The following is a 13,567-nucleotide window of genomic DNA, read 5'->3' as shown; positions in this document are numbered from 1 at the left end:
TCCCTTCCACATTCTAATTCTGTTCTCTAGTAAACTATTCTAACATACTTTACTCTTGATAAGGTACAATTATCGGCTGAAGTTGTTTCCCTTGTAACGCTTCTTCTACTGTAGGGATTAGAAAATCTAATTTTGCAGATAGTGAGTTTGGTTTTTTAAAAGGATGATCTTGCCCAAACGGAATGAAATAGATATTTTTGCTATTTAATAAAGTAGCTAGATTTACAGCATTTAGTCCTAATGCATCATTTGTTGTCATACCTAATACGACAGGTTGATTATTTCGTAATGTTGATTTCGCTGCCATTAATACACTGTTATCCGTATGAGCATGTGCAAATTTACTCATTGAGTTACCTGTTAGTGGAGCGACAACCATAACATCTAACGGACGATCAGGACCAAAAGGTTCTGCTTCTGGAATGGTACGAATGACGGGATGTCCTGTAATTTCCTCTAAACGCTCTATATGATCAGCTGCTTTTCCATGCTTCGTATCTGTATATTGAACGGTTTCTGTAGCAAAAACAATCACTTCAGCATCCAGTGAGATAAGTTCCTCAATTTTAGGAAATATGTGTTCAAACGTATGATGAGAACCAGTTAACCCAAATCCAATTCGTTTACCATTAAGAGTCATGATTCGCTCCTCTCCTCATCTAATATCTGATTAACGACATCTGCCAAGATTTTCCCAGCTGTTCTTGGAGCAACAATTCCCGGAAGACTTCTCGCTAATATAGCATTAATACCTCTTCTCTTTGCATACGTAAAATCTGTACCTCCTGGTTTTGATGCTAAATCTATAATCACTGCATTGGTTGGTAAATGTTGTATAGATTCCTTCGTAACAACGAGTGCAGGGATTGTGTTAATCAAAATATCACACTCAGACGTATATTCTGCCATCTTGCTCAACGGAATTGCTTGTAAGCCCATTTCCGTAATACGCGCCAGATCCTTTATACTTCTAGCACATACAGACACGTGTGCACCTAAAGCAGAAAACTTATTTGCTACTGTGTTTCCTACTCTTCCAAAACCAACCACCATCACCCGTGATGAATGAATCGTTTGATCTGTTTGTTCAAATGCCATCATAATTGCACCTTCTGCTGTTGGAATGGAATTATAAATGGCCACATCATCCCGTTCTAATAATGGAATTAGTTTTACTCCTGAATTTTTCGTTTGTTCTGTTAAATAGTCATTCGTTATTCCTGTGAACACAACACACGTTTTCTTCAACTGTTGAAACCAATTAGGTTCTAAATGAATCTCTTTATCAGTAAAGACCGTTTCGACTTTTCCATTCTGATCTATACCTGTAATCGGTAATATAACCACGTCTAAAGTCGAGGGATCTAGCTCATCTAATTCTAATTCATTTAAACCTGTAAAACCTTGTTCTAATTTATCAAATCCACATAAAAGAAGCTTATTATTTGGCACATTTTTTAATTGCTTAATAAGCTCTAAATATCTTGCATCTCCACCAATTACTGCTATTAATCGATTCATAAGGATTATAAACCTCCAAACTCCCAATTCCTTTATTCATTTTTCTTTATAGCTTATGTGTTTAGCGGCAGGGAGTGAATATTTCCAACGATTAATGCAAAGAAAAAGGCTATTGTCACTCTAATCGTGACAAATAGCCATATTTAAGAATCCATCAATTCCGTATCGATCATAATCATATCTTCACCAATTTTTCGTATGGATTTCCAGTTAATCTTTGTCTCTTCTCCTTCTTTAACAAGTCCAAACCATTTATAACTTGGGATAATAAAAGCCTCAATCTGTCCATTTTCTTCATTTATCTCTAGATCTGTTTGTCCTAAAACACCAAGACGTTTCCCTTCGCTTACATTAATTATTTCCTTATCGCTCATATCTCGAAATCGCACCAAAATATCACTCCTTTAATACTTACTATTAAATCAATTCTATGCAATACAAGAAGTAATCATGATAGCAGAAATTCTAAAACAAAGAACAAGTGGTTGGTAGAAAAGTGTTAACACAAAAGTTAAATACAAAACATTTATATTTAAACAAAAAAAGAACCCGCTCCTCAAAAAACGGAACGGATTTACTTTTGATTATTTATCTTGTCTAGTTGGCTTTAGGTGCGATTAAGGCACGAGCAGCTTTTTCTTTAAATACCTCATTAATTACTTGTTGAATCGTATCATGACTCACTGCATCAATTTCTTGTATCATTTCATCTAGAGTACGATGTCTTTTTAATAACAATTCATTTCTACCATTTCGAGACATGCGGCTATTAGTGCTTTCAAGACTTAGCATTAAGCCACCTTTTAATTGCTCTTTACTATTCCTTAGTTCTTTATCTGTTAAGCCATTTTGAATTAATGTATTCACCGTCAATTGAATCGTATCTTCAAGGACCGATAATTGTTCTTTACCTGTTCCACCGTAAATCGTTAGTAATCCACTATCAATAAATGTGGAATGATAAGAAAATACTGCATAAGCGAGACCTTGTTTTTCACGTACATCTTGAAATAATCTCGAGCTCATACTACCACCTAATACATTATTCATAATTGTTAAACTATACAATAACGGATGACCTTGCTCTAATCCTTGATAACCAAGACATAGATGCGCCTGTTCTGTATCTTTATGACGATCAATCGACTCAGCTAAAAATGTAGGTTTAATTATTTCAACTAAATTTGATTTACCGGTGTAGCTACCAAATGAAGAATCAATCGTCTTCATAAATGAAGCGTCTACATTTCCAGCTACTGAAATAACTACACGTTCCGGAGAATATGCATGTTCAATATAGTCTTTCAATTGAGCTGAATCAAAAGAAAGTAATTGATCCTCTGTACCTAATATTGGGTAACCTAATGGATGTGTCCCATATGATGCTTTTGCTAATAAGTCATGTACAATATCATCTGGTGTATCTTCATACATTTTTATTTCTTCTAATACTACTTTTTTCTCTCTTTCCATCTCTTCTGGATCAAAAGTAGAGTTAAAGAACATATCAGCTAATATTTCCAAGGCATATTCTTTATGTGTGTCTAACACTTTCGCGTAAAAGCATGTATACTCTTTGGAAGTAAATGCATTTATTTGACCACCAATAGAATCAAACTCTTCTGCAATATCTTGTGCGGATCTTGTAGCAGTCCCTTTAAAAAACATATGCTCTAAAAAATGAGAGATTCCATTGTTTTGATTGGATTCATTTCTAGATCCTGTTAATATCCAAATACCAATGGTTACTGAACGCACTGCTGGAATTTGTTCATGTACAATTCGTAAACCGTTATTGCATGTATGTCTTTCTATCACAAAATTTCCTCCTAAAATCCTCAGGTTATCTATCTTCACTTAATAATGCTTCAATCGTACCAATTTTATATCCTTTTTCTTTAATGATCGTTATCATCTCTTCTAAACCTCGTGTACTAGAAGCTGTAGGATGCATCAATACGGTTGCCCCAGGATGAATTTTTTCTCTTATTCTATTGACCATCACAGATACAGACGGATTCTTCCAATCAATAGTATCTACCGTCCAAAGGATGGTTTCCATATTTAAATCTGCAGCAGTCTGTACAACAGTATCACTAAAGCTACCACTTGGTGGAGCAAACCATTTAGGAGTCTCACCAGTGATCGCATTTAAAATTTGATTCGTTTGATTAATTTGATTATAAGCTTCCTCCTCGGAAAGTGTTGCCATATCGGGATGATTGTATGCATGATTGCCAATTAAATGTCCCTGTTCATCAATCATTTGTACAATCTCCGAATTTTCTTTTGCCCATTTACCTTCAATAAAAAAAGTGGCCTTTACTTCATGTTTCTTTAGCACTTGTAGTATTTCAGGAATATACTCTTCTCCCCAAGAAACATTAATTAAAAAAGCAGTCATTTGTTTTTCAGGATGACCTCGATAAATAGGAGAAGCAGGCAAATCATCCAAAGACACTTTAGGTGGAATTTCATCAAATACAAATAAATCATCGTTAAAACGATTTTCATCATCTTTCATTTTCTCATAGGATGCGTTCACATCCACTTGTCTACCATTTCTACCCGGTGTTTTCTTCCACACATTATCTATATAGGCATTCTGCGGCTCTTCCTTATATTCTTTACTTTTTTGTTCTATTTCCATATAAAGTTCATCAGTGGAAGAAGTCGGTACTTCCATCGATACCTCTAAAGGATTTAACTGAAATGGATTATAGTTAAGATCGATTACAGTAAAGACTAAAATAATAAAAACAAATAAATTTACAAATTTTTGATAGCGCCTCATACAAACCCCTCCCCTTACATGTCTATGCAAAAGGAGGACAAGTATGTACTACCTATGATATGTATTTTTTTGCCTTTCATATGTAAAAACAAGACGCATGCAAAAAAGAAACTGAAAATAAATTGGTTCAGCTTCTTTTTATCGCCTTTTAATGATTAATTACGCCTGTTCTTTTGCTTTCTTCTCATCTTGAATAACTGCTTTTCTAGATAAATTCACACGACCTTGACGATCAATTTCTTTTACTTTAACCATAATTTGATCACCTATGGAAACAACATCTTCCACTTTGTTCGTGCGTTCTTCTGCAAGCTCTGAAATGTGAACGAGACCATCTTTCCCTTTAAACAATTCTACGAAAGCTCCAAACTTCTCGATTCGTTTTACTTTACCAAGATAGATCTGTCCTACTTCCACTTCACGTATAAGATCTTCAATAATTTGTTTCGCTTTTTTGTTCATTTCGTTGTCTGTTGAGGAAATAAAGATACTTCCATCTTGTTCAATGTCAATTTTCACACCAGTTTCATCAATAATTTGATTGATTTGTTTTCCACTTGGTCCAATAACATCACGAATCTTATCTGGATCAATTGCCATTGTTAAGATTTTCGGTGCAAACTCAGATAGTTCTTCTTTCGGTTTTTTAATTGTCGCTAACATCGATTCTAGTATTTGCATACGACCTTTTTTAGCTTGAGAAAGTGCTTCTTCTAGAATATCTCGAGATAGCCCGTCAATCTTAATATCCATTTGTAAAGCAGTTACCCCTTTAGCGGTTCCAGCTACTTTAAAGTCCATATCTCCTAGTGCATCTTCCATACCTTGTATATCTGTAAGAATCGTATAATCATCACCTGATTTAACAAGTCCCATAGCAATACCTGCAACCGGCGCTTTAATTGGCACTCCAGCATCCATCATTGCTAATGTACTAGCACAAATACTTGCTTGTGATGTAGAACCATTAGATTCTAAAACTTCTGATACAAGTCGAATTGTGTATGGGAACTCCTTGTCATCCGGAATTACTTTTTCTAAAGCACGTTCCCCAAGTGCTCCATGACCAATCTCACGACGACCTGGCCCACGGATTGGACCTGTTTCGCCTACACTATACTGCGGGAAATTGTAATGATGCATAAATCTTTTTGACTCTTCTAAGTCTAAACCGTCTAAAATTTGCACATCACCAAGTGCGCCTAGTGTACACACACTAAGTGCCTGTGTTTGTCCACGAGTAAATAGTCCAGAACCATGTGTACGTGGCAATACGTGGATTCTGGAAGATAACGGTCGAATTTCATCCACTTTTCGTCCATCAGGTCTAATTTTTTCTTTCGTGATTAACCGACGAACTTCTTCTTTTACCATACTATCTAGAATTGATTTTACTTGTTTGATTACATCTTCTTCGACTTCTTGTTCTTCATAATGAGCAACAATTTCTTCTTTTGCCTGTTTAATCGCTTCATCACGCGCATGTTTTTCCTGTACCTGTATTGCAGTTACAATCTTATCTTTTGCTTCTGAATGAACATTTTTAACTAGCTCTTCTTCAGACTCAGATAATATAACTTTAAATTTTTCTTTTCCACATGCCTTGACAACTTCTTCTTGGAAAGCAACTAAGCGCTTAATTTCTTCGTGGCCAAACATAATTGCTTCTAACATAATATCTTCTGGAACTTCATTTGCTCCTGCTTCTACCATGTTAATCGCATCTTTTGTACCAGCGACAGTTAATTCAATGTCACTTTTTGCTTCTTGCTCAATTGTTGGGTTTATAATAAATTCCCCGTCTACTCGTCCAACATTCACACCAGCGATTGGTTGTTCAAATGGAATATCAGACACGCCAAGCGCAATTGAAGAGCCAATCATAGCGGCAATTTCTGATGGGCAGTCTTGATCTACACTCATTACCGTACTAATTACTTGCACTTCATTTCGAAAACCGTCTGGGAACAATGGACGGATAGGTCGGTCTATTAAACGAGATGAAAGGATCGCTTTTTCACTTGGACGTCCTTCTCGCTTTATAAATCCTCCTGGTATTTTACCAACTGCATATAGTCGTTCTTCGTAGTTTACTGTTAGTGGGAAGAAAGGAAGGTCCTTTGGTTCACTGGAAGCAGTTGCTACGGATAAGACAGATGTATCGCCATAATGAATCATACAAGCACCATTTGCTTGCTTTGCTAATTCTCCAACTTCCACGGTAAATTTCTTCCCGGAAATTTCTGTGGAGAATAGTTGTTTTTCTTCTGCCATTATTTCTATTTCTCCTTTCATGCTACGACAATATATCTGTAGCAGTTCTATATTCAAATGCATTTCGGTGTTACATCAAAAACATTCTCTTTTTATAGCATAAACTATCCATAAATAGGAATCAATCCAGAATCATATGTAACAACAATTATAGGTAATAGAAAAAGCAGGATTGCTCCTGCTTTTTTTAACATTATCGACGTAAGCCAAGTTTTTTTATTAATTCACGGTAACGAGTAACGTCTTTGTTACGTAGGTACGTTAATAGATTACGACGTTTACCAACCATCTTTAAAAGACCGCGACGAGAATGATGATCTTTTTTATGAACTCGTAAATGTTCATTTAAAGAAGTGATTTCTTCCGTTAGTACAGCGATTTGTACTTCTGGAGAACCAGTATCGGTTTCGTGAACCTTGTACTCGCTAATAATTTCATTCTTACGTTCCTGTGTAATTGCCATATGGCACACCTCCTAAAAATTCTTGATCCCCAGTCCCCTAGCATACGTCGGAGTTACGTGATGCCAAGCGACGGTTGTACGAATATAAGCATACAGCTTATGACGAAAAAAATCAAGTAAGATAATTATTCTTTTGTTAAATAGGATCGAATTTCCTGTTCATCCTGTTTCATTCGATCGATTAATGCTTCAACTGTATCAAATTTTTCTTCGGGGCGAACATAATCCAGCCATTCAATGATTAATTCTTCTCCATATAAATCATTAGAGTAATCAAAAATATATACCTCGACAGATACGTCCTGCCTGTCCTCAGTAAAAGTTGGGTTAGTGCCAATATTCGCCATGCCTTCATAACGTTGGTTTTTTATCCACGCATATACAGCATAAATACCCTGGCGTGGTAAAAGTGAATCATTTGGAACATCAATGTTTGCTGTAGGATAACCAAGTTCCCTTCCACGTTGTGCCCCTTTAATTACCATGCCAGTTGATTGATACGGTCTATTTAATAATTGGTGTACTTTTTCTACATTACCCTCTTTTAATTCTTGCCGGATCCGTGTTGAACTTACTTTCTCTTCATCTAGAGATACCTGGTCTACCTTCTGCCAAGTAAATTTTTCGTTGGAGTAATCTGAAATATTATTCATATTTCCTTTCCCTTTATAACCAAATGAATAGTCAAAACCCGCAACTAGATGTTTTATATGTAATCCAACGATAAAGTGATCAATAAATTCTTGTGGACTTAGTTTGGACAACTGTTCATTGAAAGTAATAATATAAAGACGATCTACACCAAGCTCCTGTAAAACTTCCTGTTTTTCTTTCAACGTAGTTATATATTGAACCTGTTTCGTATCTTTCTTTAATACTACGGAAGGATGTGGATGGAATGTAATCACTGCACTATCCATCGCTTTTTTTTCGGCTTCTCGTACTGCGGTTGTAATTACTTTTTGATGACCTTGATGAATACCATCAAAAAATCCAATTGCACTTACGGTTTCTGGTAATTCTTCTATATGCAAGCTATGTGGATATGTTAATTCTATTGTCCTCAACTTCTTCACCTACACTTTTTTATCTTCAATTGCAAATACACGTACTGGTTTTATCTGATCTTCATTTGTTGGATGCGATTGATAAATAGCCAGTACATTTCCTCTATGGACAAATACAAACGGATCTGTGTGCTCGTGATGATTTCTCTGTAATGAAAGTTTCTGGCCATTTAAAATTCTTTTTTTCATATCTTCATTTACTTCAATCTGATCCAAATGTTGCAAACCGTTTATAATTGGAACTAATAATCTTTCTTCGGATTGATTGGAAACAGCCTCTTCTATCATATCAAAAGTTATCGTATTTTTCTCAGAAAATGTCCCAGTATTTGTGCGAACAAGTAAAGACATATGTGCTGGATACCCCAACGCTTTTCCTATATCTACACATAACGTACGTATATAAGTACCTTTAGAGCAAACGATACGAATGTCAAACGAATGATTTTTCTCATTAACACTGGTAAGCGTTAATTCAAATATTTCAATTTCTCTCACAGGCCTTTCCACTGTTTCATTTGCTCTAGCATATTCATATAATTTTTTTCCGTTTACCTTTACAGCGGAGTAAATTGGCGGGATTTGCTTCGTTCTTCCTAGAAAAGTTTGAAGTACTTCGTGTAATTTCTCTATAGTAGGAAAATCAGATACTTCCTTTGTTTCTACTATTTTTCCTGTCGCATCCTCTGTCTCGGTTGAACTTCCAAGTTGTACCGTAGCTTCATATACCTTTTTCGTATCTGTCAAAAACGGAACAATTTTTGTAGCTTGTCCAATACATATAGGTAATACCCCCTCAACTTCTGGATCCAATGTTCCAGTATGTCCAACCTTTTTAGTCTTAAAATATCGACGACAACGTATCACACAATCATGTGACGTTAGTCCTTTTGGTTTCCATAACGGAAGAATACCATTCATCTTAAAGTCTCCCTTCTTCTTCATTACTAATATGGATTTTTCCACGTATAAAAAATCTGACCCAACGCTGATAGCTGGATCAGATTCTGATTTACTTATTTAAGTCTCTAAGAATTGTTTCAATGCGATTCCCTTGTTCTAATGCTTCATCAAATTCAAATGTTAATTCTGGTGTCTTTCTTAAACGAATTCGATTACCAATCTCAGAACGAATAAATCCTTTTGCTTTTGAAAGACCTAATAGTGTATCTTGTTTCTTCTTCTCATCTCCAAGAACAGAAATATACACTTTTGCCTGTTGAAGGTCACCAGTAACCTCCACATCAGTTACGGTTACAAATCCAACACGTGGATCTTTTATCTTTCTAGAGAGAATTTCACCAAGTTCTTTTTTCATTTGCTCTGCGACCCGATGAGCTCTTAATTCTGCCATATCTATCACCTCTGTACGTCTGTGGTTTATAATCTTTCCACATTTGTAATTGTTCTCTCTAACTCTGAAAACGAATCAATTTGACCAATCGCATGTTGAATGATTTTCTCGGCATGCACATAGTCAGTAGAAATCGATACGATACCAAACTTGGTACGCTGCCATAAATCATGAAAATCTAATTCTGTAACAGATACATTGGACGTCTGACGAAGTTTAGATATTACCTTCTTAATAATAGAACGTTTATCTTTTAAGGAATGACCATCATATAGCATACATTCTATTTCTGCATAGACAATCATTTACGTTCAATTTCTTCCATAACGAATGCTTCGATAATATCTCCTTCTTTAATATCATTGAAATTAGAGATTGTAATACCACATTCGTAGTTTGTTTGAACTTCTTTCACATCGTCTTTAAATCGTTTAAGAGCTTGAAGTTCTCCTTCATATAATACAACTCCGTCACGAATTAATCGAACGCCAGCATCTCTTGTAATTTTCCCATCTGTTACATAACTTCCAGCAATCGTACCGATTCGTGAAACTTTAAAAGTTTCACGTACTTCTGCTTGACCGATTACTTTTTCTTCATACTCAGGATCAAGTAATCCTTTCATTGCAGATTCAATTTCTTCTATCGCATTGTAGATAACACGATGAAGGCGCAGATCTACTTTTTCTGATTCCGCTGCGTTTTTCGCGTTTACATCCGGACGAACATTAAATCCAATAACAATCGCTTTAGATGCCGAAGCAAGAATAATATCTGATTCTGTAATAGCACCTACACCTGTATGAATGATCTTAACGTTTACGCCTTCTACTTCAATTTTTTGTAAAGATGCAGCAAGTGCTTCAACAGATCCTTGAACATCTGCTTTTACAATAATATTTAATTCTTTCATTTCACCTTGCTTAATTTGTTCAAATAAATCATCTAAGCTAACGGTAGATTGGGAGCCACGATTCGCGTCAATTTGTTTTTGTTCACGTGCTTCACCGATTTGACGAGCTTTCTTCTCATCTTTAAAGACAAGGAACTGATCTCCTGCTTGTGGTACACCATGTAGACCAGTGATTTCTACTGGTGTAGATGGTCCAACTTCTGTTACACGATTTCCAATGTCATTCACCATTGCACGTACTTTACCATAAGTATTCCCTACGACTAATGGATCTCCAACACGCAGGGTACCATTTTGAACAAGTAACGTCGCAACAGAACCTCTACCTTTATCGAGTTGAGCATCAATAACACTTCCAAACGCTTTTGCATTCGGATTTGCTTTTAATTCTTCTACTTCTGAAACAAGAAGAATCATTTCCAATAAGTCATCGATACCTTCATTTTTAATCGCAGAAAGATTAACAAAAATTGTGTTACCGCCCCAATCTTCAGGAATTAGTTCATGCTCTGTTAGTTCCTGCATAACACGGTCAGGATTTGCTCCTTCTTTATCCATTTTATTAACTGCAACAATAATTGGAACTTCAGCCGCTTTAGCATGGTTAATTGCTTCTACAGTCTGAGGCATCACACCATCATCTGCAGCAACAACTAAGATAGCAATATCAGTAATTTGTGCGCCACGAGATCGCATACTAGTAAACGCAGCGTGTCCAGGTGTATCTAAGAAAGTAATCTTCTTACCATCATTTTCCACTTGATACGCACCAATGTGCTGGGTGATTCCACCTGCTTCACCTGCTGTAACTTTTGTATGACGAATGGAATCTAACAATGTCGTTTTCCCATGGTCTACGTGCCCCATTATTGTTACAACAGCGGGACGTTCTTGCTTATCTTCTTCAGCATCTTCTTCAATATATTTGTCTAAATCTGTATCTTCTAGTATGATTTCTTTTTCAACTTCTACACCATACTCACCACAAATTAATTCAATAGCATCATCATCGATGTCTTGATTTTTTGTAGCCATTACACCAAGGAACATTAGCTTTTTAATAAGCTCAGCAGATTCTTTATTAAGCTTATCAGCTAAATCTTGTACAGTTAGTGTACCATGATAAGTTATTTTCCCTGGAGTTTCTGCTGGTTTAGCAGCTGGTCTCTCTTGCTGTTGATTTTTCTTTGGTCCTTTTTGTTTCTTGTTTTTATTCAGTTTGGATTGATTCTTTTGTTTGTGCTGATTTGGTTTCTGCTTATTCTGTTGTTGTTTTTTAGGTTGATGTTGTTCTTTGTCAGCTTTCTCTGGTTTTGCCTTAAATTTATTATCTAGCTTTTTGACAACTTCATCAGAAATTGCTGACATATGATTCGTAACTTCAACATCTTCTGTTTTTAAGAAGTTAATTACTTCTTTACTTGCTATATTATTTTGTTTTGCATATTCATATATACGTATTTTACTCATACGTTCACCCCCGAATTTATTCCCCAATTAGAGATATGAGCTTTTTTGCAAAGCCTGCATCTAAAATAGCGACAGCTACTCTATGGGTCTTTCCGATTGAATGTGAAATAGTATCACGATCATCAACAAATCGAAACGGAATTTTATAATAATTACATTTATCCGTTATCTTTTTTTTCGTTTGTGGTCCAATATCACTTGCTAACAAGACCAATTTTGCACGGTTAGAACGAACTTCTTTTAAGATTGTCTCTTCACCAAAAGCACATTTACGTGCACGTACTGCGAGCCCAAGAATATTTAGGTAATTAGGATTCATGATACGTGCCTTCTATTACTTGTAACAAATCTTCGTAAAGAGATTCATCAATCTCTGTATTAAAAGTTCGATTCAATACATTTGTTTGTTTTGCCTGGTCAATTACTTCTTTATCTTTGGAAAGATACGCTCCTCTACCATTTTTCTTACCTGATGGATCGACGAATACTTCCCCTTCCTTATTTCGAACGACACGTATTAATTCTTTCTTCGGTCTCATTTCATTGGTGACTATACATTTACGCTCTGGAACCTTTTTCTTCTTAACCAATGACATTTACCTCCTTATTCAAACAAGTCATTTTCATTGTCAGAATAGGATTCACCTTCATCGAGTAATCCTTCTTCTCTTGCTTCGGATTCACTTTTAATATCTATTTTCCACCCTGTCAATTTAGCTGCCAATCTGGCATTTTGGCCTCTCTTACCAATTGCTAGGGATAACTGGTAATCTGGAACGACCACCGTCGTTGATTTTTCTTCCTCGTTCACGGACACCTTAACTACTTTTGATGGACTCAATGCATTAGATACATATACTACTGGATCTTCTGACCATTGAACAATGTCTATCTTTTCACCTTTTAGTTCAGTTACAATTGCCTGAACTCGTTGTCCACGCTGTCCAACGCAAGAACCAACTGGATCTATTTCCGGATCAGATGCATACACAGAAATTTTAGAGCGATCTCCTGCTTCACGAGCTACTGACTTTATTTCTACAGTTCCATCATAAATTTCTGGAACTTCCATTTCGAATAGTCGTTTTAATAGACCAGGATGGGATCTAGAAATAAAGATTTGTGGACCTTTACTTGTATTTTCTACTTTCGTAACAAACACTTTCAAACGGTCATGCACATGATATTCCTCTGTAGGCATCTGCTCAGATTCAGCTAGTTTTGCTTCAATCTTACCTAAATTAACATATACAAAGCGTGGATCTTTTCGTTGAATTATACCCGTCATGACATCTTCTTCACGATCAACATACTCAGAGAAAATCACACCTCTTTCTGCTTCTCGAACTCGTTGAGTCACAACTTGTTTTGCAGCTTGTGCAGCGATACGGCCAAAATCTTTTGGTGTTACCTCTACCTCGATAACATCATCCACTTCATAGTTTGGATCAATTTTTTTTGCTTCATCTAAAGAAATTTCTTGTTGTACATCTTCTAATTCGTCTACTACTGTTTTACGTGCATAAACTGCCATTTTTCCGGTTTCTTCATTCAACTCTACTCTTACATTGGAAGCAGATTTGAAGTTTTTCTTGTACGCTGAGATTAAGGCTGCTTCTAAGGCCTCCATTAAGATATCCTTATCAATTCCCTTTTCTTTTGCTAAATTCTCAATCGCATCAAATAACTGCATGCTCACTTTTACTTTTCC

The 13,567-nt window shown here is 35.9% G+C and carries 15 protein-coding genes; all 15 read right to left on the bottom strand.

All coding sequences use genetic code 11. The annotated features are described in order from the left end of the window. Positions 1–49 precede the first annotated feature (49 nt). Positions 50–640 (bottom strand): dipicolinate synthase subunit B, encoded by a 591-nt coding sequence (gene dpaB / locus C794_RS08560; RefSeq protein ID WP_017796721.1) that lies wholly within the window; start codon positions 638–640, stop codon positions 50–52. Further along, entirely contained in the window at positions 637–1,521 is an 885-nt protein-coding gene (dpaA, locus tag C794_RS08555) for a dipicolinic acid synthetase subunit A (protein WP_017796720.1), read from the bottom strand. The genes dpaB and dpaA overlap by 4 nt, the downstream gene beginning before the upstream one ends. Before the next feature lie 143 nt (positions 1,522–1,664). After that, entirely contained in the window at positions 1,665–1,910 is a 246-nt protein-coding gene (locus C794_RS08550; RefSeq protein WP_026133767.1) for a YlmC/YmxH family sporulation protein, read from the bottom strand. Between the two features lie 208 nt (positions 1,911–2,118). Then, entirely contained in the window at positions 2,119–3,339 is a 1,221-nt protein-coding gene (locus tag C794_RS08545; RefSeq protein WP_017796718.1) for a M16 family metallopeptidase, read from the bottom strand. A gap of 25 nt (positions 3,340–3,364) precedes the next feature. Beyond that, the gene (locus C794_RS08540; protein ID WP_017796717.1) at positions 3,365–4,315 is read right to left on the bottom strand and encodes a polysaccharide deacetylase family protein; all 951 of its coding nucleotides are present in this window, start codon (positions 4,313–4,315) and stop codon (positions 3,365–3,367) included. A gap of 159 nt (positions 4,316–4,474) precedes the next feature. Then, positions 4,475–6,589: a polyribonucleotide nucleotidyltransferase gene (pnp, locus tag C794_RS08535; RefSeq protein WP_017796716.1), complete on the bottom strand. Its 2,115-nt coding sequence runs from the start codon at positions 6,587–6,589 to the stop codon at positions 4,475–4,477. A 193-nt stretch (positions 6,590–6,782) separates the two neighbouring features. After that, entirely contained in the window at positions 6,783–7,052 is a 270-nt protein-coding gene (gene rpsO / locus C794_RS08530) for a 30S ribosomal protein S15 (protein WP_011066003.1), read from the bottom strand. A gap of 125 nt (positions 7,053–7,177) precedes the next feature. After that, the gene (locus C794_RS08525) at positions 7,178–8,119 is read right to left on the bottom strand and encodes a bifunctional riboflavin kinase/FAD synthetase (RefSeq protein ID WP_017796715.1); all 942 of its coding nucleotides are present in this window, start codon (positions 8,117–8,119) and stop codon (positions 7,178–7,180) included. 9 nt (positions 8,120–8,128) lie between these two features. After that, positions 8,129–9,040, bottom strand: coding sequence for a tRNA pseudouridine(55) synthase TruB (truB, locus tag C794_RS08520; protein WP_017796714.1), 912 nt, complete (start codon positions 9,038–9,040; stop codon positions 8,129–8,131). A 91-nt stretch (positions 9,041–9,131) separates the two neighbouring features. Beyond that, positions 9,132–9,473 carry a 30S ribosome-binding factor RbfA gene (rbfA, locus tag C794_RS08515; protein WP_017796713.1) on the bottom strand — a complete coding sequence of 114 codons (342 nt, stop codon included), beginning with the start codon at positions 9,471–9,473 and terminating at the stop codon, positions 9,132–9,134. Between the two features lie 26 nt (positions 9,474–9,499). Then, positions 9,500–9,778, bottom strand: coding sequence for a DUF503 domain-containing protein (locus C794_RS08510; RefSeq protein ID WP_017796712.1), 279 nt, complete (start codon positions 9,776–9,778; stop codon positions 9,500–9,502). Beyond that, positions 9,775–11,856 (bottom strand): translation initiation factor IF-2, encoded by a 2,082-nt coding sequence (infB, locus tag C794_RS08505; protein WP_017796711.1) that lies wholly within the window; start codon positions 11,854–11,856, stop codon positions 9,775–9,777. Before infB ends, C794_RS08510 begins: the two co-directional genes overlap by 4 nt. Before the next feature lie 16 nt (positions 11,857–11,872). Next, positions 11,873–12,175 carry a YlxQ family RNA-binding protein gene (locus C794_RS08500; RefSeq protein WP_017796710.1) on the bottom strand — a complete coding sequence of 101 codons (303 nt, stop codon included), beginning with the start codon at positions 12,173–12,175 and terminating at the stop codon, positions 11,873–11,875. Next, positions 12,165–12,446, bottom strand: a complete 282-nt coding sequence (gene rnpM / locus C794_RS08495) for an RNase P modulator RnpM (RefSeq protein WP_017796709.1) — start codon at positions 12,444–12,446, stop codon at positions 12,165–12,167. The genes C794_RS08500 and rnpM overlap by 11 nt, the downstream gene beginning before the upstream one ends. A 14-nt stretch (positions 12,447–12,460) precedes the next feature. After that, positions 12,461–13,555 carry a transcription termination factor NusA gene (nusA, locus tag C794_RS08490; protein ID WP_017796708.1) on the bottom strand — a complete coding sequence of 365 codons (1,095 nt, stop codon included), beginning with the start codon at positions 13,553–13,555 and terminating at the stop codon, positions 12,461–12,463. Positions 13,556–13,567 lie beyond the last annotated feature (12 nt).

Origin of the sequence: Oceanobacillus kimchii X50, assembly GCF_000340475.1 — a bacterium.
In the GTDB taxonomy this organism is placed as follows: domain Bacteria; phylum Bacillota; class Bacilli; order Bacillales; family Amphibacillaceae; genus Oceanobacillus; species Oceanobacillus kimchii.
Note: the sequence above shows the minus strand (reverse complement) of the source record. Positions and strands in the feature narration are given on the sequence as shown.